27 protein-coding genes are annotated in these 24,518 nt (G+C 73.5%); 15 read left to right on the top strand and 12 right to left on the bottom strand.

Features of this window, described 5'->3' with window-relative positions; genetic code table 11:
* Positions 1 to 29: 29 nt before the first annotated feature.
* The 9 genes from Pdca_RS20525 to Pdca_RS20490 all read right to left on the bottom strand — a co-directional run bounded on the left by Pdca_RS20525 (position 30) and on the right by Pdca_RS20490 (position 4,793).
* The gene (locus tag Pdca_RS20525; RefSeq protein ID WP_085913071.1) at positions 30 to 782 is read right to left on the bottom strand and encodes an SDR family NAD(P)-dependent oxidoreductase; all 753 of its coding nucleotides are present in this window, start codon (positions 780 to 782) and stop codon (positions 30 to 32) included.
* A gap of 69 nt (positions 783 to 851) precedes the next feature.
* Positions 852 to 1,562: an Asp23/Gls24 family envelope stress response protein gene (locus Pdca_RS20520; protein WP_085913072.1), complete on the bottom strand. Its 711-nt coding sequence runs from the start codon at positions 1,560 to 1,562 to the stop codon at positions 852 to 854.
* Entirely contained in the window at positions 1,562 to 2,122 is a 561-nt protein-coding gene (locus tag Pdca_RS20515; protein WP_085913073.1) for a DUF6286 domain-containing protein, read from the bottom strand. Before Pdca_RS20515 ends, Pdca_RS20520 begins: the two co-directional genes overlap by 1 nt.
* A gap of 37 nt (positions 2,123 to 2,159) precedes the next feature.
* The gene (locus Pdca_RS20510) at positions 2,160 to 2,534 is read right to left on the bottom strand and encodes an Asp23/Gls24 family envelope stress response protein (RefSeq protein WP_232021089.1); all 375 of its coding nucleotides are present in this window, start codon (positions 2,532 to 2,534) and stop codon (positions 2,160 to 2,162) included.
* Positions 2,531 to 2,710, bottom strand: coding sequence for a hypothetical protein (locus tag Pdca_RS37045; protein ID WP_232021088.1), 180 nt, complete (start codon positions 2,708 to 2,710; stop codon positions 2,531 to 2,533). Before Pdca_RS37045 ends, Pdca_RS20510 begins: the two co-directional genes overlap by 4 nt.
* Before the next feature lie 56 nt (positions 2,711 to 2,766).
* Complete coding sequence (locus Pdca_RS20505) at positions 2,767 to 3,093, bottom strand: hypothetical protein (RefSeq protein WP_085913075.1); 327 nt, start codon at positions 3,091 to 3,093, stop codon at positions 2,767 to 2,769.
* Positions 3,094 to 3,113: 20 nt separating this feature from the next.
* Entirely contained in the window at positions 3,114 to 3,521 is a 408-nt protein-coding gene (locus Pdca_RS20500) for a hypothetical protein (RefSeq protein WP_232021085.1), read from the bottom strand.
* 5 nt (positions 3,522 to 3,526) lie between these two features.
* Positions 3,527 to 4,006, bottom strand: coding sequence for an Asp23/Gls24 family envelope stress response protein (locus Pdca_RS20495; RefSeq protein WP_085913076.1), 480 nt, complete (start codon positions 4,004 to 4,006; stop codon positions 3,527 to 3,529).
* 100 nt (positions 4,007 to 4,106) lie between these two features.
* A complete protein-coding gene (locus tag Pdca_RS20490) occupies positions 4,107 to 4,793 on the bottom strand; it encodes a dihydrofolate reductase family protein (RefSeq protein WP_232021083.1) in 687 nt (228 codons plus the stop codon).
* Between the two features lie 202 nt (positions 4,794 to 4,995).
* Between Pdca_RS20490 and Pdca_RS20485 the strand changes: the two genes are divergently transcribed.
* From Pdca_RS20485 to Pdca_RS20465, 5 genes are all read left to right on the top strand, one after another.
* Complete coding sequence (locus tag Pdca_RS20485) at positions 4,996 to 5,991, top strand: FecCD family ABC transporter permease (RefSeq protein WP_232021082.1); 996 nt, start codon at positions 4,996 to 4,998, stop codon at positions 5,989 to 5,991.
* The gene (locus Pdca_RS20480) at positions 5,988 to 7,085 is read left to right on the top strand and encodes a FecCD family ABC transporter permease (RefSeq protein ID WP_085913078.1); all 1,098 of its coding nucleotides are present in this window, start codon (positions 5,988 to 5,990) and stop codon (positions 7,083 to 7,085) included. The genes Pdca_RS20485 and Pdca_RS20480 overlap by 4 nt, the downstream gene beginning before the upstream one ends.
* On the top strand, positions 7,082 to 7,954 hold the full coding sequence (locus Pdca_RS20475) for an ABC transporter ATP-binding protein (protein ID WP_085913079.1): 873 nt from the start codon (positions 7,082 to 7,084) through the stop codon (positions 7,952 to 7,954). The genes Pdca_RS20480 and Pdca_RS20475 overlap by 4 nt, the downstream gene beginning before the upstream one ends.
* A gap of 75 nt (positions 7,955 to 8,029) precedes the next feature.
* On the top strand, positions 8,030 to 9,424 hold the full coding sequence (locus Pdca_RS20470) for a GntP family permease (RefSeq protein WP_085913080.1): 1,395 nt from the start codon (positions 8,030 to 8,032) through the stop codon (positions 9,422 to 9,424).
* A 25-nt stretch (positions 9,425 to 9,449) separates the two neighbouring features.
* Positions 9,450 to 10,670 (top strand): trans-sulfuration enzyme family protein, encoded by a 1,221-nt coding sequence (locus Pdca_RS20465; RefSeq protein ID WP_085913081.1) that lies wholly within the window; start codon positions 9,450 to 9,452, stop codon positions 10,668 to 10,670.
* Here Pdca_RS20465 and Pdca_RS20460 read toward each other — a convergent pair.
* Positions 10,660 to 11,805, bottom strand: a complete 1,146-nt coding sequence (locus tag Pdca_RS20460; RefSeq protein WP_085913115.1) for an acyl-CoA dehydrogenase family protein — start codon at positions 11,803 to 11,805, stop codon at positions 10,660 to 10,662. The two genes, Pdca_RS20465 and Pdca_RS20460, sit on opposite strands and share 11 nt — an antisense overlap.
* An 83-nt stretch (positions 11,806 to 11,888) precedes the next feature.
* On the opposite strand from Pdca_RS20460, the gene Pdca_RS20455 reads away from it, so the two are divergent.
* The 6 genes from Pdca_RS20455 to Pdca_RS20430 all read left to right on the top strand — a co-directional run bounded on the left by Pdca_RS20455 (position 11,889) and on the right by Pdca_RS20430 (position 18,701).
* Positions 11,889 to 13,025 (top strand): alpha/beta fold hydrolase, encoded by a 1,137-nt coding sequence (locus Pdca_RS20455; RefSeq protein ID WP_158092172.1) that lies wholly within the window; start codon positions 11,889 to 11,891, stop codon positions 13,023 to 13,025.
* Positions 13,026 to 13,093: 68 nt separating this feature from the next.
* A complete protein-coding gene (locus tag Pdca_RS20450; RefSeq protein ID WP_232021081.1) occupies positions 13,094 to 13,744 on the top strand; it encodes a FadR/GntR family transcriptional regulator in 651 nt (216 codons plus the stop codon).
* A 146-nt stretch (positions 13,745 to 13,890) separates the two neighbouring features.
* The gene (locus Pdca_RS20445) at positions 13,891 to 14,880 is read left to right on the top strand and encodes a CE1 family esterase (RefSeq protein ID WP_085913083.1); all 990 of its coding nucleotides are present in this window, start codon (positions 13,891 to 13,893) and stop codon (positions 14,878 to 14,880) included.
* A 71-nt stretch (positions 14,881 to 14,951) separates the two neighbouring features.
* Positions 14,952 to 15,950, top strand: coding sequence for an aldo/keto reductase (locus Pdca_RS20440; protein ID WP_085913084.1), 999 nt, complete (start codon positions 14,952 to 14,954; stop codon positions 15,948 to 15,950).
* Positions 15,951 to 16,015: 65 nt separating this feature from the next.
* Positions 16,016 to 17,383, top strand: a complete 1,368-nt coding sequence (locus Pdca_RS20435) for an FAD-binding oxidoreductase (RefSeq protein WP_085913085.1) — start codon at positions 16,016 to 16,018, stop codon at positions 17,381 to 17,383.
* A 40-nt stretch (positions 17,384 to 17,423) separates the two neighbouring features.
* Positions 17,424 to 18,701 carry an SAM-dependent methyltransferase gene (locus Pdca_RS20430; RefSeq protein WP_085913086.1) on the top strand — a complete coding sequence of 426 codons (1,278 nt, stop codon included), beginning with the start codon at positions 17,424 to 17,426 and terminating at the stop codon, positions 18,699 to 18,701.
* Between the two features lie 50 nt (positions 18,702 to 18,751).
* Here the strand turns inward: Pdca_RS20430 and Pdca_RS37040 are convergent, their stop codons facing one another.
* Together Pdca_RS37040 and Pdca_RS37035 are read right to left on the bottom strand one after the other, a co-directional pair.
* Positions 18,752 to 19,612 (bottom strand): fructosamine kinase family protein, encoded by an 861-nt coding sequence (locus tag Pdca_RS37040; RefSeq protein ID WP_269462808.1) that lies wholly within the window; start codon positions 19,610 to 19,612, stop codon positions 18,752 to 18,754.
* Positions 19,609 to 20,010, bottom strand: a complete 402-nt coding sequence (locus tag Pdca_RS37035; protein WP_232021705.1) for a low molecular weight protein-tyrosine-phosphatase — start codon at positions 20,008 to 20,010, stop codon at positions 19,609 to 19,611. Before Pdca_RS37035 ends, Pdca_RS37040 begins: the two co-directional genes overlap by 4 nt.
* 446 nt (positions 20,011 to 20,456) lie before the next feature.
* Here Pdca_RS37035 and Pdca_RS20420 point away from each other — a divergent pair, with 446 nt between their 5' ends.
* The 4 genes from Pdca_RS20420 (at position 20,457) to Pdca_RS20405 (ending at position 24,518) form a co-directional block, all read left to right on the top strand.
* Complete coding sequence (locus Pdca_RS20420) at positions 20,457 to 21,350, top strand: DUF4394 domain-containing protein (RefSeq protein WP_197719784.1); 894 nt, start codon at positions 20,457 to 20,459, stop codon at positions 21,348 to 21,350.
* 152 nt (positions 21,351 to 21,502) lie between these two features.
* On the top strand, positions 21,503 to 22,600 hold the full coding sequence (cobC, locus tag Pdca_RS20415; protein WP_085913088.1) for an Rv2231c family histidinol phosphate aminotransferase CobC: 1,098 nt from the start codon (positions 21,503 to 21,505) through the stop codon (positions 22,598 to 22,600).
* On the top strand, positions 22,597 to 23,796 hold the full coding sequence (locus tag Pdca_RS20410; RefSeq protein WP_085913089.1) for a Nif3-like dinuclear metal center hexameric protein: 1,200 nt from the start codon (positions 22,597 to 22,599) through the stop codon (positions 23,794 to 23,796). Before cobC ends, Pdca_RS20410 begins: the two co-directional genes overlap by 4 nt.
* Positions 23,793 to 24,518, top strand: coding sequence for a zinc ribbon domain-containing protein (locus Pdca_RS20405; protein ID WP_085913090.1), 726 nt, complete (start codon positions 23,793 to 23,795; stop codon positions 24,516 to 24,518). Before Pdca_RS20410 ends, Pdca_RS20405 begins: the two co-directional genes overlap by 4 nt.

Below are 24,518 nucleotides of genomic sequence, written 5' to 3'. Positions count from 1 at the left end.
CCCGGTGAGAACCGGGTGAGACCGGCGGATCAGCGGGCGGTCCAGCCGCCGTCCTGGGCGAGCGAGCTGCCGGTGATCGACGGCGAGGCCGGTCCCCACAGCACCGCGGCCAGCTCGGCGGTCTCGGCGGGCTCGATCAGCCGCTTCACGGCCACCGGGGTGAGCATGATCTTCTCGACCACCTCGTCCGGCGAGATGCCGTGCGTGCGCGCCTGGTCGGCGATCTGCGCCTCGACCAGCGGGGTGCGCACGTAGGCCGGGTTGATGCAGTTGCTGGTCACGCCGTGCTCGGCGCCCTCCAGCGCGGTCACCTTCGACAGCCCCTCCAGGCCGTGCTTGGCCGACACGTAGGCGGACTTGAAGGGCGAGGCCCGCAACCCGTGCGCGCTGGAGATGTTGACGACCCGGCCCCAGCCACGGGCGTACATGTGCGGCAGCGACCGGCGGATCAGCCGGAACGGCGCCTCGAGCATCAGCCGCAGGATCGCCGAGAAGATCTCCGGATCGAACTCCTCGAGCCGTGACACGTGCTGACGACCGGCGTTGTTGACCAGCACGTCGACATCGGCCGGCAGCTCATCGACCGCGTCGAGATCGGACAGGTCGCAGGTCAGCGGCGTGATCAGCGGGCTGTCGGCGGCCAGCGCGGCGACCCGGTCCGGATCGCGGTCCACCGCGTACACCGCCGCACCGTCGGCGACCAGCCGGCGGGCGACGGCGGCGCCGATCCCGCTGCCCGCGCCGGTGACCAGAGCCTTCTTGCCGTCCAGCAGAGCACCCATGCCGCCGACCGTACGGCGCCCGGCGGACCCGTCCGCTATGAGCCGGATCACGCCGGGCGACCGGGTGTCTCAAGCGACCCGCGGGCCCCGCTCCCGGGGGCCGGAGTCCAGCTCCAGCCGGACCGCGACCGGCAGATCCGGGTAGCCGAGCGAGTCGCGCACCTCGGGGAGCACCTCGCTGTCGAGCCGGCGGCAGATCTCGGCGACGCCGCTGTCGGCGACGTCCTCCTCAACCCACACGGTGGCCCGTACCGCGGGCGCCGAGGCCCGGCCGACCATCCGGGCGCGGGCGCGGGTGACGCCGGGCAGTGCGCTCGCACCCTCGGCGAGCGCGTCCGCTGCGGCCGCGGCGTCGATCCGGATCTCCGACCCCGATCCGGCGTCCAGCACCAGATCGGGCCGCGACTCCGGGCGCAGCCCGCGGGCCGCCCAGAGCAGCCCGAACACGAACAGCACGATCCCGGCGACGATCGCGGTCACCCGGGCCGCCGTCCCGTTCGCGATCAGGAAGTCGCTGATCATCGGGTCGAGCAGCGGGCGCTGCGGCCGGTTCTCGCCGAACACGCCCGTCACCAGCAGCACCGTGAGTACCCCGGCGGCCAGCAGCACGACACCGAGCACGGTCAGCCCCCAGCGCGCGCCGCCCGCGGAGCGGTACTGCGCGCGGCGGGCCGCCCTGGCCGCCCGCCGGGGATCTGCCGGGGAGATCGTGCGGCCGCCGTCCGAGGGCTGCGGACCGCCGGTGTCGACCGGTGCGGTCGGGGTGGTGTCGGCGGTCATCAGTGCACTCCCTGGGACGAGCGGTGCGAGCCCGGCAGTTCGGCGGTGGCCCGCACGGTGAGCCGGGGACGCCGGGTGAGCGGCAGCGCGTCGAGCACGCCGGACGCGGCGGTGCGGGCCTCGTCGCGGACCTCGCCGGTGTCCCCGCGCCCGCGGGCCCGGACGACGACCGAGCCGGCCGACGCGGTGACCGATGCGGCGGTGACCGGGTCCAGCGCGCGGACCCGGCTGCCGACCAGGCGGGCGAGCACCCGCGGCGCGGTCGCGACGGTCAGGCCCGGCGACGGGGAGTCGAGCGCGACGTCGTGCCGCCGCGCCAGCAGCCCGATCACCAGCAGCAACACGCCCGCGACGATCGCGGCGACGGCGCCCCACAGCACCGGCTGAGCGGTCCAGAGGGTGTTCTCGGCGGTGCTGCGCCAGTCCCGCCATGGCAGCAGCAGGCCGGAGCCGCTTCCGGGGTTCACCCAGGCAGCCACGACCTCGATGACGAGCAGCGCACCGAGCCCGGCCACCGCCAGGCTGAGCAGCGGCGCGAGCACGCGGAGCAGGACACGCACGGTGTGCCACCTGCCTTTCTGGGTCGGGAGATCCGGGTCAGTGCACCCGGGTGGTCTCGGGTTCGGTCGCCCGGTCGGACTGCAGGGCGCTCACCTCGACGGTGAACCCGCGCAACCGGCGTCCGGTCATCCGGCGCAGATCGGCGGCGACGCGCTCGCGTACCTCCGCGACGGCGGCCCGCACCGGGCCGGGATAGACCAGCGTCACCCACAGCCGGACGTCGATCTCGTCGTCGGAGCGGGTGCTGACCCGGGCACTCGGCCGGGACTCACCCACCCCGAGGCCGGCCACGGTGCGCGCGCGGTGCCGGGTCGCCGGTGCGGTGTCGGCGGCGTACTCGACGATCTTCTTCAGGACCGCCGGGTCGATGTCGAGCGAGCCGCGGTCGGCCGGCTCGGGTAGCGCGGTCACCGGTCGCGGCCGCGGCCGAGCACGCCGCTGACGTCGAGCTCGCCGTCGAGCACGCGTCCGGCCAGCAGGCCGATGACACCCAGCACGAGGGTGATGACGAAGGCGAGGAATCCGCCGGTGGCGCCGGCGACGCCGAGCAGGAGACCCGCCAGCAGGCCGGTCTGGGTGGCGTTCATGTCGTTTCCTCCGAGACGGGCACCCGCGCCGTGTGACCGGCGCCGGTGCCGAGGGATCAGGGCTCGCTGGTACCGGAGCGGCCGGGCCGGTCGACCCGGGGGTGCGTACGGCGGCGCACGGTGCGGATCAGCGCCACCAGCACCCGGGTCGGGAGCGGCATGTCCGGGACGATCTCGATCGGTGCGTCGTAGCGCCGGTCGTCGTGCGGTGCGGAGCTGCCCGCTCCCGGGGCGTGCCCCGCGGCCAGCGCCCGGTACCGGGCCAGGCCGGCCCGGAAGACCTCCGGGTCACCGCCCCGGTCCGGATGGTGGGTGCGGACGAACGACCGGTACGCCGCGCGCTGCTCGGGCGTGAGCCCGGCCCGGCCGTCCCGAGCGTCCATCCGAACCTCCGTGCTGTGCGTCATGGAGCGCCGAACACCGTGTGGCCCGGGAGGGCGACCCCCGGTACGACGACGTCGGACACGATGACGTCGACCGGTGTCGCGCCGACGAGCGGTGCGACGGACCGGCGCAGGGCTGCGACGGTATCCGGGATCGGGTGGTCGAGGTTCAGCACCACTCCGATCTCCACCGGCTCGCCCGGCCCTCCGACGTGCACCCCGATCAGCCGGCTGCCCGACAGCCAGGTGGCGACGGCACCGAACATCCCGCCGTCCAGCCGGACGACCGCGGGATGCGCGGTGACCGCCTCGGCGACCAGCTCGGCCAGCACACCCGGTTCCGGGTCGCGGGCGCGCTCCGCGGCGACCGCGGCGGCACCGGGGCTGCCGGTGACCACCGCGGCGGGGGAGTCGGGGGACTCGGGCACCGTCGTCACTCCACGACGCGGCCGGTCGGGGCGGGCGCGCGGTCGGCCGCGGGGGCGTCGTCGTCCTCACCGGCGAGGTGGATGTCGTTCACCGAGATGTTGACCTCGATGACCTGGAGTCCGGTCATCCGCTCGACGGCGCCGATCACGTTGCGGCGCACGGCCTTCGACAGCTCGGCGATGGCGACGCCGTACTCGACGACGAGGTCGAGATCGACCGCCGCCTGCTTCTCCCCGACCTCGACGGCGACACCGGCGACATTCGAGGCACCGGTGGCGCTGCCACCGGGGATCCGCTCGCGCAGCGCACCGAACGCGCGGGACGCGCCGCTGCCCATCGAGTGCACGCCCGCGACCTCGCGGGCGGCGATGCCGGCGATCTTCTGCACCACCGACGCGGCGATCGAGGTCTTCCCCTGGGTGGTCGCGTCGCCGATCGCGGCCGGGCTCGCACCGGAGGTCGTGGCGGGGCTGCTGGAGGTCATCGTCCTGCTCCTCTCGCGGCGGCCGGGAGCGATCCCGTGCCGCCGGCTCGTCCTGCGGTCCCTCGTGTGATGCCCAACGCACGGCAGCCCTCACGGGACTTCACTCGTTCGGCGGATATGAAGCCCTCCGGTAGTGCAACAGGAGGGTCCCGTCGGGTGCGGCGGTGTGCCCGACGAGCCGCATCCGGCGCAGCGGCGCGGCGTCCGGGCCACTCGCGATCCGCCCGGCCGTGCCGGCGGCCAGCACCGGGACCAGGGTGAGCCGCAGCTCGTCGACGGCGTCCGCGGCGACCAGCGCTCCGAGCAGGGTCGGGCCGCCCTCGCACAGCACCTCGTTCAGCCCGCGCCGGGCCAGCTCGGCCAGCAGCGTGCCGGGATCGAGATCGGGCAGCGGCACGATCTCGGCACCGGCGGCCGCGAGCGCGGCCCGCCGCGACTCCGGTGCAGCCGCGGTGGTGAGCACCAGCGGCGCCGTGATCGTGTCGGTGAACAGCGGCGCCGCCGGATCGAGGTCCGCCGACCCGGTGACGACGGCGACCGGCGGAGGCGGGCCGGGAGCAGCCCCGTCCGGCCCGACCGGGCGCGGACGCACCCCGCGGTAGTCCTCGTCCCGCGCGGTGCCCGCGCCGACCAGCACGACGTCGGCGGCCCGGCGCAGGGACCGGAACAGCTCGCGGTCGGCCGGGGTGCTGAGGCCCTGCGAGCCGCGACCGCCCGCGGCGACCGCGCCGTCCAGCGACGTGACCATGATCGCGGTGACCCGCTGGGCGTTCCGGTGTCGCTGCACGTCCGGAGCATGCCGGGCGTCCGGATCGTGAGCGCGACGTACCCCCACAGGTGTTCAGTCATAGGTCAGCCTCACTTATGGTGAGCGGAGCCGCGCCAGACGGGTGCGCTCCGCAAACGATGCGCAGGGAGACCGCAGCAAGGTGAACGCGATCCGCGTCCGACCCCGTCCGACGGGGCCCCCGGCGCCACCGAAGCGCTCGTTGCGGCGCAGACGGCTGATCGGCCTCGCCGGCCTCACCACGGCGGTGCTGCTCGCCGTGCTGGCCAGCATCGCGATCGGCACCAAGGTCATCCCGCCGAACGAGGTGCTGTCCGCGCTGGTCGCACCCACCGGCACCGAGAACGACGTGGTGGTGCGCGCACTGCGGATCCCGCGGACCGTGCTCGGGGTGCTGGTCGGCGTCGCGCTCGGGCTGGCCGGCGCGCTGGTACAGGGCTTCACCCGCAACCCGCTCGGTGATCCCGGGCTGCTCGGCGTGAACGCCGGCGCCGCGTTCTTCGTGGTGGTCGGGATCTACGTCTTCGGCGTCACCTCACTGTTCGGCTACGTCTGGTTCGCCTTCGCCGGTGCGCTGGTCGCCAGCGTGGTGGTGTTCGTGATCGGCACCAGGGCGCCGGGCGGCGCCACCCCGGTGACGCTGGCCCTCTCCGGTGCGGCGGTGACCTTCCTGCTCAGCGCCCTGACGTCGTCGATCGTGCTCCTCGACGAGACCAGCCTGGACGCCTACCGGTTTTGGAGCGTCGGCTCGCTCGCCGGCCGGGACGCGGCCGTCGGCGGCCAGGTGGTGTGGTTCATCGTGGCCGGCGCGATCCTGGCGCTGGCCAGCGCACCCGCCCTGAACGCGCTGTCGCTGGGCGACGACGTCGCCACCTCACTGGGGCACTCGGTGCGCCGGACCCGGATCGTCGGCGTCATCGCGATCACCCTGCTCGCCGGCGCCGCCACCGCGGCCTGCGGGCCGATCGTGTTCCTCGGCCTGATCGTGCCGCACGTGGTGCGCGCCTTCACCGGCCCCGACCACCGCTGGCTGCTGCCCGCCTCGGCGCTGGCCGGCGCGGTGCTGCTGCTGCTCGCCGACGTCGTCGGCCGGGTGGTCGCCCGGCCCGGTGAGCTGCAGGTGGGCATCGTCGTCGCGCTGATCGGCGGGCCGTTCTTCATCGCGCTGGTGCGCCGCCGGAAGCTGGGGGCGGTATGAGCGCCACGACCGAGGCCCCTCCCGCACCGCCCGCGGTGCCCGGGCGGCGCCCGATCCGCTACGGCCGGTTCTCCGGCGTGCTGCGGATGCGCCCGCTCGTCGTGCTGCTGATCTGCGCGGTGGTGCTGCTGCTCGCGGCGGCCGCCAACATGGGCCGGGGCGACTACCCGATCGCGATCACCGACGTGCTGGCCACCCTGTTCGGCGGCGGCGACGCCGGCCAGCAGCTGGTCGTGCTGGAGCTGCGGCTGCCGCGGACGCTGGTCGGCGCGTTGGTCGGCGGCGCGCTCGCGGTGTCCGGCGCGATCCTGCAGTCGATCGCCCGCAACCCGCTGGCCAGCCCGGACATCATCGGCGTGCAGTGGGGCGCCAGCGCGGCCGCGGTCTTCGTGATCGTGCTGGGCGGCGGCGCGGTGGGCGTCGGCGGGTCGTTCGCGGCGCTCGGCATCCCGCTGGCCGCGCTGGTCGGTGGCCTGGTCAGCTCGCTGGTCGTCTACGTACTGGCCTGGCGGCGCGGCATCCAGGGCTTCCGGCTGGTGCTGATCGGGATCGGGATCCAGGCGGTGCTGGTCGCGGCGGTGCAGTGGCTGCTCACCGTCGCCCAGATCTACCAGGCGGCCCAGGCCCAGGTGTGGCTCAACGGCAGCCTGAACGCCCGCAGCTGGAACGAGGTGGTGCCGCTGTCGATCGCGATGGCGGTGCTCGTCCCGGCGGCGCTGATCCTCGCGCACCTGCTCGGCGGCCTGCGGTTCGACGACGACACCGCCCGCGGCCTGGGCATCCGGGTCAACGGCGCGCGCACCGGACTGCTGCTCGTCTCGGTCGGCCTCGCGTCGGTGGCGACGGCCGCCGCCGGGCCGATCGCGTTCGTCGCGCTGGTCTGCCCGCAGATCGCCCGGCGGATCTGCCGGGTCGGGAGCCCGCCGATCGCGGCGTCGATGATGCTCGGCGCCGCGCTCACCGTGCTCGCCGACCTGATCGCACGCACCGCGCTCGGCTCGATCGAGCTGCCGGTCGGCATCATCACCGCCGTCCTCGGCGCCCCCTACCTGCTCTACCTGCTCGCCCGCTCCCGTCAGGAGGCCCGTGCATGACCGCGCATCTCGAGGCTCGGACCACCACCGGGGGCGACCCGGTGGACCCCGACATCGTCCGGCTGCGGGCCGAGGGCGTCGAACTCGGCTACGGCGACCGCACGATCGTCGAGAACCTCGATCTCGACGTGCTGCCCGGCCGGGTCACGACCGTGATCGGCCCGAACGGCTGCGGCAAGTCCACCGTGCTGCGCGCGCTGGGCCGGCTGCTGCCGACCCGGTCCGGCCAGGTGCTGCTGGACGGCAGGCGGATCGACCGGACGCCCACGAAGGAGGTCGCCCGGGTGCTCGGCGTGCTGCCGCAGTCGCCGCTGGCGCCGGAGGGCCTGACGGTCGGCGACCTGGTGGCGCGTGGCCGGCACCCGCACCAGGCCTGGTACCGCCAGTGGTCCGGTGACGACGAGCGCGCCGTCGCGGACTCGCTGGCCTGGACCGGGCTGTCGGACCTCGCCGACCGTCCGGTGGACGAGCTGTCCGGCGGCCAGCGGCAGCGGGCCTGGATCTCGATGGCGCTCGCCCAGGAGACGGACCTGCTGCTGCTCGACGAGCCGACCACCTTCCTCGACCTGGCGCACCAGGTCGACGTCCTGGAGCTGGTCCGCAGGTTGCAGTCCGAGGCGGGCCGCACGGTGGTCATGGTGCTGCACGACCTCAACCTGGCGGCCCGCTACGCCGACCGGCTGATCGCGATGAAGGACGGCCGGATCGTCGCCACCGGCACCCCGGCCGAGGTGATCACCGAGGAGCTGCTCGCCGAGGTGTTCGGACTGCGCGCCCGGGTGCTGCCGGATCCGGTGACCGGAACCCCGCTGGTCGTTCCGGACGTCGGCCCGTCGCTGCACGCCCCGGCACCGGTCGCGCAGCACTGAGGGTGATCCGGCCGTTCCCGGTGCGATCGCGCGGGTGCACACTGACCCGCGAATGATCGGGCGAAGGGGGCACATGTGGACGAATGGGAGCAGACGCTGGGCGCGGGGCCGCTGCTCGGCATAGCTGCGGCGGCGATCGCGCTGATCCTGGTTCTGATCATCCGGTTCCGGGTCCACGCGTTCCTCACCCTGATCCTGGTCTCGCTGCTCACCGCGCTGGCCACCGGCGTCCCGCTGGGCGAGGTCGTGGACGTCCTGACCGACGGCCTGGGCAGCACGCTCGGTGCGGTGGCGCTGCTGATCGCGCTCGGCGCGATGCTCGGCAAGCTCATCGAGCACTCCGGTGGCGCGAAGGTGCTGGCCGAGTCGCTGGTCGAGCGCTTCGGCGAGAAGCGCGCGGTGCTCGGGCTGAGCCTGGCGTCGCTGCTGATCGGATTCCCGATCTTCTTCGACGCCGGCCTCGTGCTGATGCTGCCGATCATCTTCGCGGTCGCCCGGCGGGTCGACGGCGGCCGCAACGTGCTGCTCTACGGCATCCCGGCCGCGGCCGCGTTCTCGGTCATGCACGTGTTCCTGCCGCCGCACCCCGGCCCGGTGGCCGCCACCGACCAGTTCGACGCGAACCTGGGCCTGGTGCTGCTGGTCGGCATGATCGTGGTGCTGCCGATCTGGTGGCTCGCGGGTTACCTGTGGGGCACCTGGATCGGCCGCCGGATCGTGCACCCGGTCCCTGCGTTGTTCGGCACCGTCGACGACGACCAGCCCGCCGACCCGCCGCGGCTGGGCACCGTGGTCATGCTGCTCGCGCTGCCGATCCTGCTGATCCTCGGCAACACCGGGCTGGACGCGCTCGCCCAGGTCGGCGTGGTCGACGCCGACGCGGGCTGGGTGCAGTTCCTGAGCATCCTCGGCTCGTCCGGCATCGCGCTGCTGATCGGCGTGTTCGTCGCGATGGTCGTACTCGGCAGCCGCCGCGGCACCGACAAGAACGCGCTGGAGAAGCTGCTCGAGTCCTCGCTCGGGCCGATCTCGTCGGTCGTGCTGATCACCGGTGCCGGTGGGATGTTCGGCGGTGTGCTGCGGGCGTCCGGGATCGGTGACGCGCTGGCCGACGCGCTGGACGCGGTCGGGCTGCCGGTGATCGTCGCCGCCTACGTGATCGCGGTCGTGCTGCGGGTGGCGCAGGGCTCGGCGACGGTGGCACTGGTCACCTCGGCCGGGCTGGTGGCACCCGCGGTCATCGCCGGCGGCTTCAACTCCGTCGAGGTCGCCTGCATCGTGCTGGCCACCGCCGCCGGCTCGGTGTTCGCCGGGCACGTCAACGACTCCGGCTTCTGGCTGGTCGGACGGCTGATGGGGCTCGACGTCGCCACCACGCTGAAGACCTGGACGGTGCAGCAGACCATCCAGTCGGTGGTCGGGTTCGCCGCGGTGCTGCCGATCTTCCTGTTGGCGGGTGCCTTCGGCTGATCGGTGGTCGGGCAGGATCGGGCGGGTGAGCCCGAACGATCCTGCCGACCGTCCTCCGTTCCTGGCGACCCGCGCCGTGCACGCCGGGAACGACGTCGATCCCGGCACCGGCGCGATCCGACGTCCGATCGTCGCGGCGAACTCCTACGCGCTGCCCGAGGACCCGTCCGAGCTGGACTGGTCCGGCACCGGGACCCGGCTCTACACCCGCAACGGCGGGGCGAACCAGGCGTGGCTGGAGGACAAGCTGGCCGCCCTGGAGGACCCGTCCGGGGTGTCCGAGGGTGGCTGCGCTGCGGTCGCACTGGCGTCCGGGGTGGCGGCGCTGCACGCGGTGCTGTTCACCTTCCTGCGCACCGGCGACCACGTGGTGAGCTCCGACGTCACCTACGTCGCCACCCACCGGCTGCTCACCGAGCTGCTGCCGGACCGCTACGGCATCACCGCGACGCTGGTCGACTCCTCGGACCCGGAGGCGGTGCGGGCGGCGATCCGGCCGGAGACCCGGCTGGTGCACGTCGAGACGCCGGCCAACCCGACGACCCGGATCACCGATGTCGACGCGGTCGCCGCCGTCGCGCACGAGCACGGTGCGCTGCTGAGCGTGGACGCCACGTTCGCCACCCCGGTGCTGCAGCGGCCGCTGGAGCGCGGCGCCGATCTGGTCGTGCACTCGCTCACCAAGTACGTGAACGGGCACGGCGACGCGATGGGCGGGGCCGTGCTCGGCAGGCGCGAGCTGGTCGACCGGATCCGGGCCGACGCGATGGTCGACGCCGGCGGGGTGATCAGCCCGTTCAACGCCTGGCTGATCATGCGGGGCTCGGTGACGCTGCCGATGCGGATGCGGGCGCACTGCGACTCGGCGCTGCAGCTGGCCCGGTTCCTCGAGGGCCGGCCCGAGGTGGCCTGGGTGGCCTACCCCGGGCTGGCGTCGCACCCGCAGCACGAGCTGGCCGGTCGTACCCTGGACGGCGGTTTCGGCGGGATGCTCGCCTTCGCCCTGGACGGGCCGCCGGAGCTGCAGAACCGGTTCGTCGCGAACCTGCGGATCATCACCTCCGCGGTGTCGCTCGGGCACGACGAGTCGCTGATCGTGCACGTCGGTGCCGGGAGCGACGGCCGCGCGGCGCACTTCCCGCCGGAGTTCCGCCGCTACGGCCACCTGCGTTTCTCGGTCGGCCTGGAGGACCCGCGGGACCTGCTCGCCGACCTGGAGCAGGCGCTGGCCGCGCTCACCCGATGAGCGATCGGCCCACGATCTCCTTCATGATCTCGTTCGTGCCGCCGTAGATGGCCTGCACCCGGGAGTCGACGAACGCGCGGGCGATCGGGTACTCGAGCATGTAGCCGTAGCCGCCGTGCAGCTGCACGCAGCGGTCGACGACCCGGTTCTGCAGGTCCGAGCACCACCACTTGGCCTTGGCCGCGTCCGGCACGGACAGCTCGGACGTGACGTGCTCGCGCAGGCAGCGGTCCACGAAGACCCGTGCGATCGACACCTCGGTGTCCATCTCCGCCAGCTCGAAGCGGGTGTTCTGGAAGTTCGCCACCGGACGCCCGAACGCCTTGCGCTCCTTGGTGTACTCCACGGTCGTCCGGAGCGCGGCCTCGGCACCGGCGACCGAGGCGACGGCGATCGACAGCCGCTCCTGGGCGAGGTTCTGCATCAGGTAGACGAAGCCCTGGCCGACCTCGCCGAGCCGGTTCGCGTCCGGCACCCGGACGTCGGTGAAGCTCAGCTCCGCGGTGTCCTGGGCCTTCATGCCGACCTTCTTGAGCCGGCGTCCGCGCTCGAAGCCGGCCATCCCGCGCTCGACGACGAACAGCGTGAACCCGAGGTGCTTCGCATCCGGGTCGGTCTTGGCGACCACGATCACCAGGTCGGCGAGGATGCCGTTGGTGATGAAGGTCTTGGAGCCGTTGAGGATCCAGTCCCCGTCGGCGTCCTGCTTCGCGTTGGTGGCGATGCCCTGCAGATCGGAGCCGGTGCCCGGCTCGGTCATCGCGATCGCGGTGATCAGCTCGCCGGAGCAGAAGCCGGGCAGCCAGCGCTGCTTCTGCTCCTCGGTGCACAGCCGCAGCAGGTAGGGCTGGACGACGTCGTTGTGCAGCGGGTAGCCGACCCCGCTGGTGCCGGCCGCGACGATCTCCTCGTCCAGCACGGCGTTGTAGCGGAAGTCGTCGACCCCGCCGCCGCCGTACTCCTCGGGGACACCCATACCGAGCAGGCCCGCGGCGCCGGCCGCGGTCCAGATCGACCGGTCGACCTGCCCCTCGTCCTCCCAGCGTTCGTGGTGCGGGGTGATCTCCTTCGCGATGAAGGTGCGACAGAGGTCGCGGAACGCGTCGTGTTCGTCGTCGAAGATCTCGCGCTGCATGGCGGTGAGTGTCACATACCGGCCGGTAACTTCGGGAGTCCTCGCGTGCCGTCGGTGACCCCCGAGTGCCGTAGGGTGCGCGCGTGCACCTCGTCGACGCCGTGGCCAACGTCTGGGACCGGACCGTCGTCGGGCAGCTCGCCGATCTGGAGCGGATGCCGCGCGAGGCCGTCGTCGGTTCCCCGGCGGGCATCCTGTTCCGCTATCGCCCGCTGTCCGGTGTGGACGCCGTCGATGGTGCCCCGGTGCTGCTCGTGCCCCCGCTCGGCGCCCCGGACTTCGCCTATGACCTACGGCGCGGCTGCTCGCTGGTGGAGCACCTGTTGCAGCAGGGGCGCACCGTCTACCTGATCGACTACGGCCCGAAGTCGTTCTCCGACCGGACGCTGGGCATCGAGCACTGGGTCGACGACCTGCTGCCGTCGGCGGTCCGCGAGGTCGCCCGCGCCGAGGAATCCGACGTGCACCTGGTCGCCTGGTCGCTGGGCGGGATCTTCGCGCTGCTCACCGTCGCCGCCGCCGTGCAGTCCCGGGAGCCGCTGCCGGTGCGCAGCGTGTCCGTGATCGGCACCCCGGTGGACGTCTCGCGGGTTCCGCTGGTGGCGCCGCTGCGACCGCTCGCGGAGGTCGCGGGCGGCCGGATGGTCTCGTCGATCTATCGCGGTATCGGGAGCTTTCCGGCGCCGTTGGTGAGCTGGGCCTTCCACCTGACCGCGGTGGACAAGCTGGTCACCCGGCCACTCGCGGTGCTGTCCCGGATCGACGACCGGGACTGCCTCGCCCAGATCGAGGCCGTCGATCACCTGATGAACAACATGCACGGCTATCCGGGGCGGGTGTTCGGCCAGATCTTCCATCTGCTGCTGCGCAGCAACGATCTGGCCTCCGGCGGACTGCGGCTGGCGGGCCGCGACGTCGAGCTGTCCGACGTGGACGTCCCGGTGCTGGTGGTCGCCGGCCGGGACGACGTGATCGCGCCGCTCAAGGCCGTGCGCAGTGCGGTGCTGCTGCTCTCCGGCAGTCCGGACGTGCGGTTCACGACCGCGCCGGGCGGTCACCTCGGCGTCCTCACCGGGCGGCGGGCGCGGAGCACGACGTGGCCGGAGCTGGACCGGGCGCTCGCCGACTGGGACGCCGCGGCCGGCGGGGTCGAGCCCGGCTCCGCCGCCTCTGTCGACGCTGCCGGCTCCGGCGCCGGGAGACCGGTCGCCGGGACCTGACGGGGTCCGGGCCGAGCTTGACCTCCCGACTCATCAAGTGATTTAGTCACTTTATGAGTGCGGGGCAGATGTCGCTGTCGGAGCGGCTGGCCGACGACATCATGCGGATCATCCGGGTCGAGGGGCTGGCGCCCGGCGACCAGCTCGAGTCGTCCCGGGATCTGGCACGCCGGTTCGAGGTGACCACCCCGACCGTGCGTGAGGCGTTGCGCCGGCTGGAGGCGACCGGCGCCGTCGAGTTCCGGCACGGCTCGGGGACCTACGTCGGCCCCGGCGCCGACCGGCGCGTGCTGGCCAACCCGCACGGACCCGCCGCCACCCCGGAGAGCGTGCTGGAACTCGTCGAGGCCCGGCTGGTACTCGAACCGCCGATCGCCGCCGCGGCCGCCCGCACCCGGGACGCGGCGGGACTGCTGCTGATGGAAATGAGCGTCACCAATGCGCTGCATCCGCCGCAGGGCGATCTCCGCCCGGCCGTGCACTTCCACGTCGCACTCGCCGCCACCAGCGGCAACGCCGTGCTGCGGGAGACGGTGCAGGCGCTGCTCGAGGTCCGGGCCCGGGACCAGATCGAGATCCGGCACCGTTACGACGACCGCGAGCGCGACCACGCCGAACACGTCCGGCTGCTCGACGCCGTCCGCAGCGGTGATCCCGACCTGGCCGCCGCGCTGACCACCGAACACCTGGCGGCGATCCGCTCGGCGGTCGGCGGGTGAGCCCGCCCGGCTGACGGTCGGGACCGAACAAGCCCGCCTCGCACCCGCGGCGGCACCGACCGGTGCTGTCGCTGTCCCGCCCTGCCCGGAGCACGACCCCGGGCGGGCCGAACCGGTCGTCGACGACGCCGCCCGAAGGGAAGCCCATGCCCGGAACGAGGAGAACCCGGCTGCTCGCACTCGCCGCCTGCCTGTCCGTCGCGATGGCGGGGGCGCTCACCACCGCGGGCACCGCGGCCGCGGGGGAGGCGCCGGCGCCGCGTGCGCCAGGCTGTGACATTCCCGCCCAGCCGCCCGGTGACACGCCTGCCGACACGTCCACCCCGCAGCAGCCCGGCACCAGTGTGGACCGGATCGTCCGCTCCGGTGGGCTGGACCGCGCCGTCCGGCTGCACCTGCCCGACGGCTACACCGCGGACCGCGCCTGGCCGGTGGTGCTGGTCTTCCACGGCCGCGGCAACAGCGGCCCGACCACCGAGGGGTTCACCGAGCTGTCCGCGCTGCCCGCGATCCTCGCCTACCCGGACGGCGTCGTGGGCGGCGACGACCGGCTGGCCTGGCAGGGTGCGCCGTACTCGGCGCCCGGGGTGGACGACGTCGCCTTCACCGGCGACCTGCTCGACGAGCTCGAGTCCACGCTGTGCGTCGACACGAAGCGGGTCTACGCGACCGGGAAGTCCAACGGCGGCGGGTTCACCGAGATCCTGGCCTGCCGGCTGGCGGACCGGATCGCCGCGTTCGCCCCGGTCGCCGGTGCGTACTACCGGGCGGGGGAGCCGCCCTGCGAGCCGGGCCGCGCCGTCCCGGTGCTGTCGCTGCACGGCACCGGCGACACGACGATCCCCTACACCGGCGACGCCGGCCGCGGGCTCCCGGCGATCCCGGACTGGGTCGCGGGCTGGGCCGAGCGGAACTCCTGCGCACCGCAGCCGGCGACCCGCCGGATCGAGCCCGACATCACCGTCTCGACCTGGTCGGGATGCGACGCCCGGGCACAGGTCGAGCACGTTGCGATCGACGGCGCCGGGCACACCTGGCCGGGCGCGACGCTCTACAGCGGCGGTGGCAGCACCACCTACACGGTGCGCGCCACCGACCTGATCTGGGAGTTCTTCAGCAAGCACCACCTGCGGTGACGACTCCCGTGCGGTGCTGAGGGGTCACCGCACGGGTGTGGGCCCGGGGACGTCGGGGAACAATCGCGAGCATGCGATATCTCGACGTCCCCGGGGCCACGCGGACGCCCTGGTCGGTGATCGGCCTGGGCACCTGGCAGTTCGGCTCCACCGAATGGGGCTACGGCACCGGGTTCGAGGGCGAGGCCACGCGGATCGTCGCCCGCGCCCGGGAACTCGGCGTCACCGTGTTCGACACCGCGGAGCTCTACGGGTTCGGCCGCAGCGAGCGGATCCTGGGGGAGGCGCTCCGCGCGTCCGGCGGGACCGACGACGTCGTGCTCGCCACCAAGTTCTTCCCGCTGCTGCCGCTGGCGCCGGTGCTCGAACAACGCGCGGTCGCCTCGGCCGCCCGGCTCGGCGTGTCCTCGATCGACCTCTACCAGATCCACAAGCCGCACCCGGTGCTCGGCGACGCCTCCGCGATGCGGGGAATGGCTGCGCTGCAGCGGATCGGGCTCGTCAGCGAGGCGGGCGTCTCGACCTACTCGCAGGCCCGCTGGCGTGCCGCCGAGGCTGCACTCGGTGCGCCGGTGCTGTCGAACCAGGTGGAGTTCAGCCTGCTGCGTCGCGAGCCGGCCGCCGACCTGGTGCCGTTCGCCCAGGAGAAGGGCCGGGTCGTCATCGCCTACAGCCCGCTCGCCCAGGGCCTGCTGACCGCCCGCTACGACGCGACCAACCGGCCGTCGAACACGGTGCGGCGCACCGCGGCCTGGCTTCCGGAGAACCTGCGGGCGCTCCGTCCGCTGCACGACGTGCTGCGCGACGTGGCGTCCGGGCACGACGCGACGCCCGCGCAGATCGCGCTGGCCTGGGTGGTGCACCACCCGAACACGGTCGCGATCCCGGGGGCGTCGAGTGTCGCGCAGCTGGAGTCCAACGTGGCCGCCGCCGGAATCGCCCTCGCCGCGGACGAGTACGCCGGTCTCACCGCGGCGGCCGCGGCCGTGCGGCGCACCCTCGGACCGCGCGCGCTGCCCGCGCTGGCCCGGGACCTGACCGGTGCGCGAGCGAGTCGTTGCACCGCGTGACGATGTGACATGGACCGGGTGAAAACCGTGAGCGTCGCAAACGAGAGAGGTCTATCGTCGCCCTCATGGTGACGCTCGTCCCCTCCGTATCCCGTGCGGCGCACGACACGGCGGTGGCGGAGCTGCGCCGGCGCCGATCCGGCGCCGGGCGGGTGCAGCTGGGCAAACCGTCGTCGAACCTGTTCCGGTTCGGCGACCGGGACACCGGCCGCGGTGCCACCCGGCTCGACACCTCGGCACTCGACGGTGTGCTCGCAGTCGACCCGGTCACCCTGACCGCCGAGGTCCAGGGCATGGCCACCTACGAGACCATCGTGGACGCCACGCTCGCGCACGGGCTGATGCCGCTGGTCGTCCCGCAGCTGAAGACGATCACGCTCGGCGGCGCGGTGACCGGGCTCGGGGTGGAGTCGACGTCGTTCCGCAACGGTCTGCCGCACGAGTCGGTGCTGGAGATGGACGTGCTGACCCCGGCCGGGGAGCTGCTGCACGTCACCCCGGACGGCGAGCACTCCGATCTGTTCGTGGCCTTCCCGAACTCCTACGGCACCCTCGGCTACGCGCTGCGGCTGGTCGTCGAGCTGGCGCCGGTGCGGCCGTTCGTCCGGCTGACCCACCACCGGTACCCGAGCGCGATCCCCGCCGCGGCGGGGATCGAGGAGCTGGCCGGATCCGGGGCGGACTTCCTGGACGGGGTGGTCTTCGACGCCGGCGAGCACTACCTGAGCGTCGGCGAGTTCGTCGACGCTCCGATGCCCGGCGCACGGATCTCCGACTACACCGGCCAGGAGGTCTTCTACCGGTCGCTGCAACGCCGCCCGGTCGATCACCTCACCGTCCGCGACTACCTGTGGCGCTGGGACCCGGACTGGTTCTGGTGCTCGCGCGCCTTCGGCGTGCAGCATCCGCTGGTACGCCGGTTCTGGCCGCGCCGGTTCCGGCGGTCCGACGTCTACCGCAGGCTGGTCGCTCTCGACCAGCGGTACGGGGCGTCCAACCGGGTCCGTGCCGCGATCGGCGTCCCGACCGAGGAGATGGTCGTGCAGGACGTCGAGATCCCGGTCGAGCGGCTCGCCGAGTTCCTCGCGTTCTTCCACGCCGAGGTGGGGATCGCCCCGGTGTGGCTGTGCCCGCTGCGGCTGCGTGGCGAGCGGTCGTGGCCGCTGTACCCGATGGAACCGGGCCGGCTCTACGTCAACGTCGGTTTCTGGTCGTCGGTGCCGGAGCGCCCGGGGGACCCGTGGGCACACAACCGCCTCGTCGAGGAGTGCGTCGCGGAGCTGGGTGGGCACAAGTCGTTGTACTCGACCGTGCACTACGGCGAGGACGAGTTCTGGTCGCACTACAACGGTGCGGCGTATCGGGCGGTGAAGCAGCGGTACGACCCGGCCGGGCAGGCGCCCGACCTGTACCGCAAGGTGACCGGCCGCTGAGGGGATCCGGCGGCCGGCGGAGCTGGAAGGTGGTTCGGCGATGACGGGAGTGCTGGAGCGACGAGACACGACGACCGAGCCGGTCGCCGGGATCCTGTCCCGGGTGATCGGCAGGGCGCCGGACCTGCGGGTCGAGGCGTTCGACGGGTCCCACAGCGGCCCCGACGACGCATCGGTGACGCTGCGGGTCGACTCACCACGGGCGCTGGCCCGGCTGGTGAGCGCCCCGGGTTCGCTGGGGCTGGCCAGGGCCTATGTGACCCAGGAGATCGACATCGATGGTGACCTCTACACCGCGCTGAGCGCGATGGCCGAGGTGACACTGCACTCGATCCCGCGCCGGGAGCAACTGTGGCTGGCCCGGCGGCTGCTGCCGTACTGGCGCGAGCACCGGATGCCACCACCGGATCTGGAGGCCCGCCCGCGCGGGCTGCTGCACTCCAAGCGCCGTGACTCGCAGGCCATCTCGCACCACTACGACGTCTCCAACCGGTTCTACGAGTTCGTGCTCGGCGAGTCGATGACCTACACCTGCGCCGCGTACCCGCACGCCGACGCCACCCTCGAGGAGGCCCAGGCGAACAAGTACGCCCTGGTCGCGGCCAAGCTGGACCTGCAGCCGGGAACGGCGCTGCTCGACGTCGGCTGCGGCTGGGGCGGCATGGTCCGGCACGCCGCCGCCGAGCACGGTGTGAAGGCACTCGGGGTGACGCTGTCGCGCGAGCAGGCGGCGTGGGGGCAGGCCGAGATCGAGCGCCAGGGCCTCGGCGGGCTGGCCGAGATCCGGCATCTCGACTACCGCGACCTGCCGGACGGCGCCTTCGACGCGGTGTCCTCGATCGGTCTGACCGAGCACATCGGCAAGGCCAACATCGACACCTACTTCCGGGCCATGCAGGCCAAGCTGCGGCCCGGCGGGCGGATGCTCAACCACTGCATCACCCAGCCGTACAAGCCCGACCACCGCAACACCGACCCGTTCATCCACCGCTACGTGTTCCCGGACGGCGAACTCGAACCGATCGGCACCCTGGTGACCGCGATGAACGAGGCGGGTTTCGAGATCCGGCACGCGGAGAACCTGCGCGAGCACTACGCGCTGACGCTGCGCGACTGGGGCACGAACCTGGACCGGAACTGGACCGACGCGGTCGCCGAGGTCGGCATCGGGCGGGCCAGGGTGTGGCGGCTCTACATGGCGGCCTGCCGGCTCGGGTTCGAGCTGAACAACATCCAGCTGCACCAGGTGCTGGGGGTGAAACTGCACGCCGACGGCAGCGCGGGGTTCCCGCTGCGCGGGGAGCACGGGGCGTACTGAGCGGCGGTGCGGCGGGCCGGGCGCACCTCGTCGCGGCACGCCTCGGCTCGTCAGGTGAGCCGGCGGGCCGCGGCGACGGCCTGCCCGGCGTACCCGCCGCCGAACAGCACCGTGTGCACCAGCAGCGGGAACAACTGGTGCAGCGGGACCCGCTCGCGCCATCCCTCGGCGAGCGGCGTGCCGGCGTCGGCGGCCGCTTCGGCGTAACCGGCCAGCACCTGTTCGAGATGGGGCAGGCCGAACAGGTCCAGCATGGCCAGATCGGACTCCCGGTGCCCGCCGTGTGCCGCCGGATCGATCAGCCAGGCTGCGCCGCCGGACCACAGGACGTTGCCCGACCACAGGTCGCCGTGCAGCCGGGCGGGCGGCTCGTCCGGCCCCACGAGGCGATCGATCCGCTCGCACACCCGGTCGATCGCGGCCGCACCCACCGGATCCAGGTCACCGCGGTCGCGCGCGATCCGCAGGTAGGGGAGCACCCGGTCCTGCACGAACCACTCGCCCCACGGGCCGTCGTGGGGCACGTTGCGCATCCCGGCGTGCCCGATCCACGCCGACGCCGGGCCGCCCGGTGGCGGGGCGCCGAACGCCTGCGCCCCAGCGGCGTGCAGGACGGTGAGCCGTCGCCCCAGCTCCCCGGCGGCGTCGGCGGTGGGCCGCCCGGGCGGGATCCAGGTGCTCGACAGCCACTCGTCGTCGGCACCGAGGACCTCGGGCACCGGCGGCCCGCCGGGGACGGCGAGCCAGCGCAGCCCCGCGGCCTCGGCCGGGATCGCGCCGGGATCCGCGGCGCCGCTCTTCACGACCACGGTGACCGCCTCGGCGCCGTCGCCGAGCCGGAACCGGGGCGGGTGCCCGCCGAGCTCCGCGGCGACCGTCCGCCCGGTCAACCGCTGGACGGGAGCGCTCACGCCTGCCGTTTCACGTGCTCGACCAGGCCCGGCAGCGCCGCGGCGATCATCTCGTACACCTCGGTGAACCCGTCCGGCCCGCCGTAGTACGGGTCCGGGACCTCGGCGCCCTCCGCCGCGTCGGGATCGAACGAGCGCAGCAGCCGGACCCGCTTGGGATCCGGTACCGAGGGCTGCAGCGACCGCAGGTGCCCGGCGTCGAGTGCGATGAGCAGGTCGGCGGCGAGGATCTCCGAGTCGACCTGGCGGGCCCGGTGGCCGGTGCCGAAGCCGTGCTCGGCCAGCACCTCGGCAGCGCGGTCGTCCATCGGCTGGCCGATGTGCCACTGGCCGGTCCCGGCGCTCGTCACGCGGACACGGTCGGCCAGCCCGACGGCCTCGACCTCCGCGGCCAGCATCTTCTCGGCGATCGGTGAGCGGCAGATGTTGCCGGTACAGACGAAGACGACGTTCAAGCTCTTACCTCCTGTGGGGAGCGTGCGAGGACGTCGACGCTGACCCTCCCATGTCCGGCCGGGCCGGGAGGAGACCCAGCCCCGTGATCCCGGCCCTCGAACCGGCATCGGAGGCCGGTCCGGTGCTCATCCTCTCCTACGTTGCCGCACTCGTCGCTCCGCCGTGCCCGCACGGTGCGCGCTGCCGGTCGGCCATGGGCCCCGATCACGGCGACCGGTCGACGGTTCGGCCGTCGGTCTCTGCGCGGGTCCGCGCGAGCGCCGCGGAGGCCCGGCCGTGCCTGTATCCAGGTATCGCAAAACTCTTTTGTCGGAATCGTCACTGCTTTCCGTGCGTGTCGTTGAGCTGAACGGGTCAACTCAAATTCACACCAGGTCAGCGAGGAACAATGACGAAGAAGATGCGCCGTACCCTCATCGGCGCTGCGGCGGTGGCCGCATCGGCGGCACTGTTCGCTCCGGTTGCCTTCGCCGGCGACGGCAGCGGCGACCACGGCTCGAAGCACGGTGCGGAGACCTCCGGGCTGACCGCCATGGGCCTGGCCCACGACACACTGGTCAAGTTCACGACCTCCGATGCCGGCGCGGTCGCCGAGATCGGCACGATCACCGGTCTGACCGACGCCGACAAGCGTCTCGTCGGTCTCGACTACCGGGTACAGGACGGCAAGCTCTACGGAGTGGGCGACGGCGGCGGCATCTACACGGTCGACGAGTCGAACGCCTCGGCCACCGAGATCGGCCGGCTCAGCGTCGACCTGGACGGCAAGAACTTCGGCGTCGACTTCAACCCGGCAGCGAACGCGCTGCGGGTCGTCAGCGACACCGGCCAGAACCTGCGTCAGCCGTTCGCCACCATGCCGCTGGCCGCCACCGTCGAGGACACCGACCTCACCAACCCGGCCACCGCACCGGCCACCGGCACGGTCCCGGCCACCGGCGTCACCGCCGCGGGCTACACCAACAACGATCTGAGCGCCTCGACCGCGACCACACTGTTCGTGCTCGACACCGACCTCGACCGTGTGTCGGTGCAGTCCCCGGCCAACAGCGGGACCCTCGCCCCCACCGGGTCGCTGCCGGCCGACATCGGCGCGATCGCCGGGCTGGACGTGTACAGCACCCTGACCGACGGTGTCACCACCGCGAACGACGCGTTCGCCACCGTCGACGTGGCCGGCTCGACGCGCCTGTGGAAGGTCGACCTGCTGACCGGCAGCGCCCAGGACCTCGGCGAGCTGGCCGCCCCGGTGGGTTCGCTGGCGATCAAGCTCGACCAGTAGTCACAGCACCGGTTCAGACACGCAGCGGCGGCGGACTCCGACCCGGAGCCTGCCGCCGTTTCGTCGTCGTCGCACCCGGCGAGGCCGGGTCCACCCCTGCTCACCCACCCCGCCGTGCCGATCCGTACCGGCGCCCGCCGTAGGGTGTCCGGATGCCGTTCGATCACCCTCGGCCCGGTCACGGACCCGGTGACCCGGGCGCCCACGACCTGCGCCACCACGGCGACTCCGAGGTGGCCGACGGCCTCCTCGACTTCGCCGTCAACGTGATCGGGGACGGGCCGCCCGCGTGGCTGCGCGACCGGCTGGCCGCGACGCTCGACGGCCTCGGCCGCTACCCGCGGGCCGACCACGATGCGCAGGCCCGCGAGGTCGCCGCCGCCCGGCACGGCCGCACCCCCGACGAGGTGCTCCCGCTGGCGGGCAGCGCGGAGGGATTCTCGCTGCTCCCGGCGCTGCGTCCGCGCCTCGCCGTGGTCGTGCACCCGGGGTTCACCGAGCCGGAGGCCGCGCTGCGCGCCTCCGACGTGGACGTCGTGCGGGTGCACACCGATGCGGCCGACGGGCACGCACTGCATCCGGCGGCGGTCCCGGACCGGGCCGATCTCGTCGTCATCGGGAACCCGACCAACCCGACCGGCGTGCTGCATCCCGCCGACACCGTGCGCGCGCTGGCCCGGCCCGATCGGGTGCTCGTGGTCGACGAGGCGTTCGCGGACGCGATCCCCGGTGAACCGGAGTCGCTCGCCGGCAACGGCGACGTGCCCGGCCTGCTCGTCCTCCGCTCGCTGACCAAGACCTGGGCCCTGGCCGGGCTGCGCGCCGGGTACGCGCTCGGTGCCCCGGCCCTGCTGGCCCGGCTCGCCCGCCCGCGCCCGCCATGGCCGGTCTCGACACCCGCCCTGGAGGCGATCATCGCCTGCTGCGAGCCGGACGCGCTGTCGGCCGCCGACCAGCGGGCCCGCGAGCTGGCCGCACACCGGGTCTCGATGACGAGCGCACTCGAATCGATCGAGGGCGTCGCGGTGTCCCACGGCGTGGCCCCCTATCTGCTACTGCACCTGCCCGACGGCACCGGGCACGAGGTCCGGCGGCTGCTGCGCGCGGCCGGGATCACGATCCGGCGCGGCGACACCTTCCCCGGGCTCGGCCCGGACCACGTCCGGGTCGCGGTGCGGCCACCGGAGCTCGCCCGCCGGCTCGCCGAGGAGCTGGAGCTGGCCCTGCGCACGCTGGTGGTGCCGGCATGAGCGCGGCCCTGCGGGACGTGACCGACGCCCTGGAGGCGGCCTACCCGCCCGCGCTCGCCATGGAGTGGGACGCGGTCGGCCTGGTCTGCGGTGACCCCGCCGAGCCCGTCGACTCGGTGCTGTTCGCGGTCGACCCGACCCCGGAGACCGTCCGGGAGGCGATCGACTCGGGTGCCGGGCTGCTCGTCACGCACCATCCGCTGCTGCTGCGCGGGGTGCACGGCGTCGGCGCCGACACCCCCAAAGGGGCGCTGCTGCACACGCTGATCCGGGCGGGCGTGGGGCTGTTCACCGCGCACACCAACGCCGACATCGCCGATCCCGGCGTCTCGGACGCCCTGGCGGACGCGCTCGGCCTGCGGACCGAGGGCCCGCTGCAGCCGGAACCGGCCGAGCCACTGGACAAGATCGTCACCTTCGTGCCGGTCGGACCGGCGATCGCGCAGGTGCACACCGCACTGGCGGACGCGGGCGCCGGTCACTTCGGCAACTACTCGCACTGCTCGTTCGCCACCGCGGGCACCGGCCAGTTCCTCCCGTTGGACGGGGCGGTCCCGGCGATCGGCGAGGTCGGGCGCCTGGAGCGGGTCGCGGAGACCCGGCTGGAGATGGTGCTGCCGCGGTCCCGGCGGCACGCGGTCCTCGCCGCGCTGCGCTCCGCGCACCCCTACGAGGAACCGGCCTACGACCTGGTGGAGATGGCTCCGCTGCCGTCGTCGCGGGGGCTGGGCCGGATCGGCACGCTGCCGGAGCCGGAGTCGTTCGCCGCGTTCACCGAGCGGGTGGCCGCGGCGCTGCCCGCCACCGCGTGGGGCGTCCGCGGCGCGGGCGAGAGGGACCGCCGGATCCACCGGGTCGCGGTGAGCGGCGGCTCCGGTGACTCCGCGCTGGGTGCCGCCACCCGGGCCGGGGTCGACGCCTACGTGACCGCCGATCTACGTCACCACCCGGCGTCCGAGCACGTGCTCTCGGGTACCGGACCGGGCGGCCCGGTACCCGCGCTGGTCGACGTCGCGCACTGGGCGTCGGAGTGGCCGTGGTGCGAGCAGGCGGCGGCCGTGGTGCGGTCGGCGCTCGGCGGTAGCGTCTCGGTGTCGGTCTCCCGACTGCGCACCGACCCGTGGACCACGGCGGCCACCGCCGTCGCAGAGGCTGCGCCCCAGCCCACCCCCCATCAGACGGAGGCGAGATCATGAAGGCCGACCCCACCACCCAGGCGAAGCTGCTTCAGCTGGCCGAGGTGGACGCCGAGATCGGCCGTCTCGCCCACCAGCGCCGGACCCTGGCCGAGCACAAGCAGTTCGAGGAGGCGGAGCAGCGGGTCCGGGACGCCCGGGACGCCGCCGTCCGCGCCGAGACCCGCGCCGGTGACCTGGACCGGGACATCGCGCGGATCGAGCGGGACGTCGACGGCGTCCGGGCCCGCACCGAGCGCGACCGGACGATGCTGGCCGGGTCCGGGATCGGGGCCAAGCAGGCCACCGAGCTGCAGCACGAGCTGGACACCCTGGCCCGCAGGCAGGGCGTGCTGGAGGACGAGCAGCTCGGTGTGATGGAGGAGCGCGAGGCGGTCGGGGCGGAGCTGGAGCACGCCCGCGCCGAGCTGGCCGCCGCCGAGGAGCACATCGCCGAGGTCGGTACCCGGCGTGACCGCGCCGAGGGCGACATCGACGTCTCCCGGGCCGGCCGGGACCGGGCGCGGGCCGAGCTGGTCACCGTGCTCCCGGACGAGCTCCTCGCCGACTACGAGCGGATCCGCGCGAAGGGCGGGGTCGCGGCCGGGGCGCTGCGCGAGTCGCGTTGCAGCGCCTGCCGCCTCGAGCTGGACCGCACCTTCATCGCGCAGGTCCGCGGGACCGCTGCCGACGAGGTCGTGCACTGCGAGGAGTGCGGCGCGATCCTGGTGCGTGGCAAGTGA

The organism is Pseudonocardia autotrophica (genome assembly GCF_003945385.1).
Classification (GTDB): Bacteria; Actinomycetota; Actinomycetes; order Mycobacteriales; family Pseudonocardiaceae; genus Pseudonocardia; species Pseudonocardia autotrophica.
The sequence above is the reverse complement of the archived record's forward strand: the minus strand, read 5'-3'. Positions and strand labels throughout refer to the sequence as shown.

Bases quoted from the DNA above. Each gene is read 5' to 3' on its own strand.
- Pdca_RS20525 (WP_085913071.1), bottom strand. From the start codon at position 782: ATGGGTGCTCTGCTGGACGGCAAGAAGGCTCTGGTCACCGGCGCGGGC.
- Pdca_RS20520 (WP_085913072.1), bottom strand. From the start codon at position 1,562: ATGACCGCCGACACCACCCCGACCGCACCGGTCGACACCGGCGGTCCG.
- Pdca_RS37045 (WP_232021088.1), bottom strand. From the start codon at position 2,710: ATGAACGCCACCCAGACCGGCCTGCTGGCGGGTCTCCTGCTCGGCGTC.
- Pdca_RS20505 (WP_085913075.1), bottom strand. From the start codon at position 3,093: ATGGACGCTCGGGACGGCCGGGCCGGGCTCACGCCCGAGCAGCGCGCG.
- Pdca_RS20495 (WP_085913076.1), bottom strand. From the start codon at position 4,006: ATGACCTCCAGCAGCCCCGCCACGACCTCCGGTGCGAGCCCGGCCGCG.
- Pdca_RS20480 (WP_085913078.1), top strand. From the start codon at position 5,988: ATGAGCGCCACGACCGAGGCCCCTCCCGCACCGCCCGCGGTGCCCGGG.
- Pdca_RS20475 (WP_085913079.1), top strand. From the start codon at position 7,082: ATGACCGCGCATCTCGAGGCTCGGACCACCACCGGGGGCGACCCGGTG.
- Pdca_RS20460 (WP_085913115.1), bottom strand. From the start codon at position 11,805: ATGCAGCGCGAGATCTTCGACGACGAACACGACGCGTTCCGCGACCTC.
- Pdca_RS20450 (WP_232021081.1), top strand. From the start codon at position 13,094: ATGTCGCTGTCGGAGCGGCTGGCCGACGACATCATGCGGATCATCCGG.
- Pdca_RS20445 (WP_085913083.1), top strand. From the start codon at position 13,891: ATGCCCGGAACGAGGAGAACCCGGCTGCTCGCACTCGCCGCCTGCCTG.
- Pdca_RS20440 (WP_085913084.1), top strand. From the start codon at position 14,952: ATGCGATATCTCGACGTCCCCGGGGCCACGCGGACGCCCTGGTCGGTG.
- Pdca_RS20435 (WP_085913085.1), top strand. From the start codon at position 16,016: ATGGTGACGCTCGTCCCCTCCGTATCCCGTGCGGCGCACGACACGGCG.
- Pdca_RS20430 (WP_085913086.1), top strand. From the start codon at position 17,424: ATGACGGGAGTGCTGGAGCGACGAGACACGACGACCGAGCCGGTCGCC.
- Pdca_RS37035 (WP_232021705.1), bottom strand. From the start codon at position 20,010: ATGCTGGCCGCGGAGGTCGAGGCCGTCGGGCTGGCCGACCGTGTCCGC.
- Pdca_RS20420 (WP_197719784.1), top strand. From the start codon at position 20,457: ATGACGAAGAAGATGCGCCGTACCCTCATCGGCGCTGCGGCGGTGGCC.
- cobC (WP_085913088.1), top strand. From the start codon at position 21,503: ATGCCGTTCGATCACCCTCGGCCCGGTCACGGACCCGGTGACCCGGGC.
- Pdca_RS20410 (WP_085913089.1), top strand. From the start codon at position 22,597: ATGAGCGCGGCCCTGCGGGACGTGACCGACGCCCTGGAGGCGGCCTAC.
- Pdca_RS20405 (WP_085913090.1), top strand. From the start codon at position 23,793: ATGAAGGCCGACCCCACCACCCAGGCGAAGCTGCTTCAGCTGGCCGAG.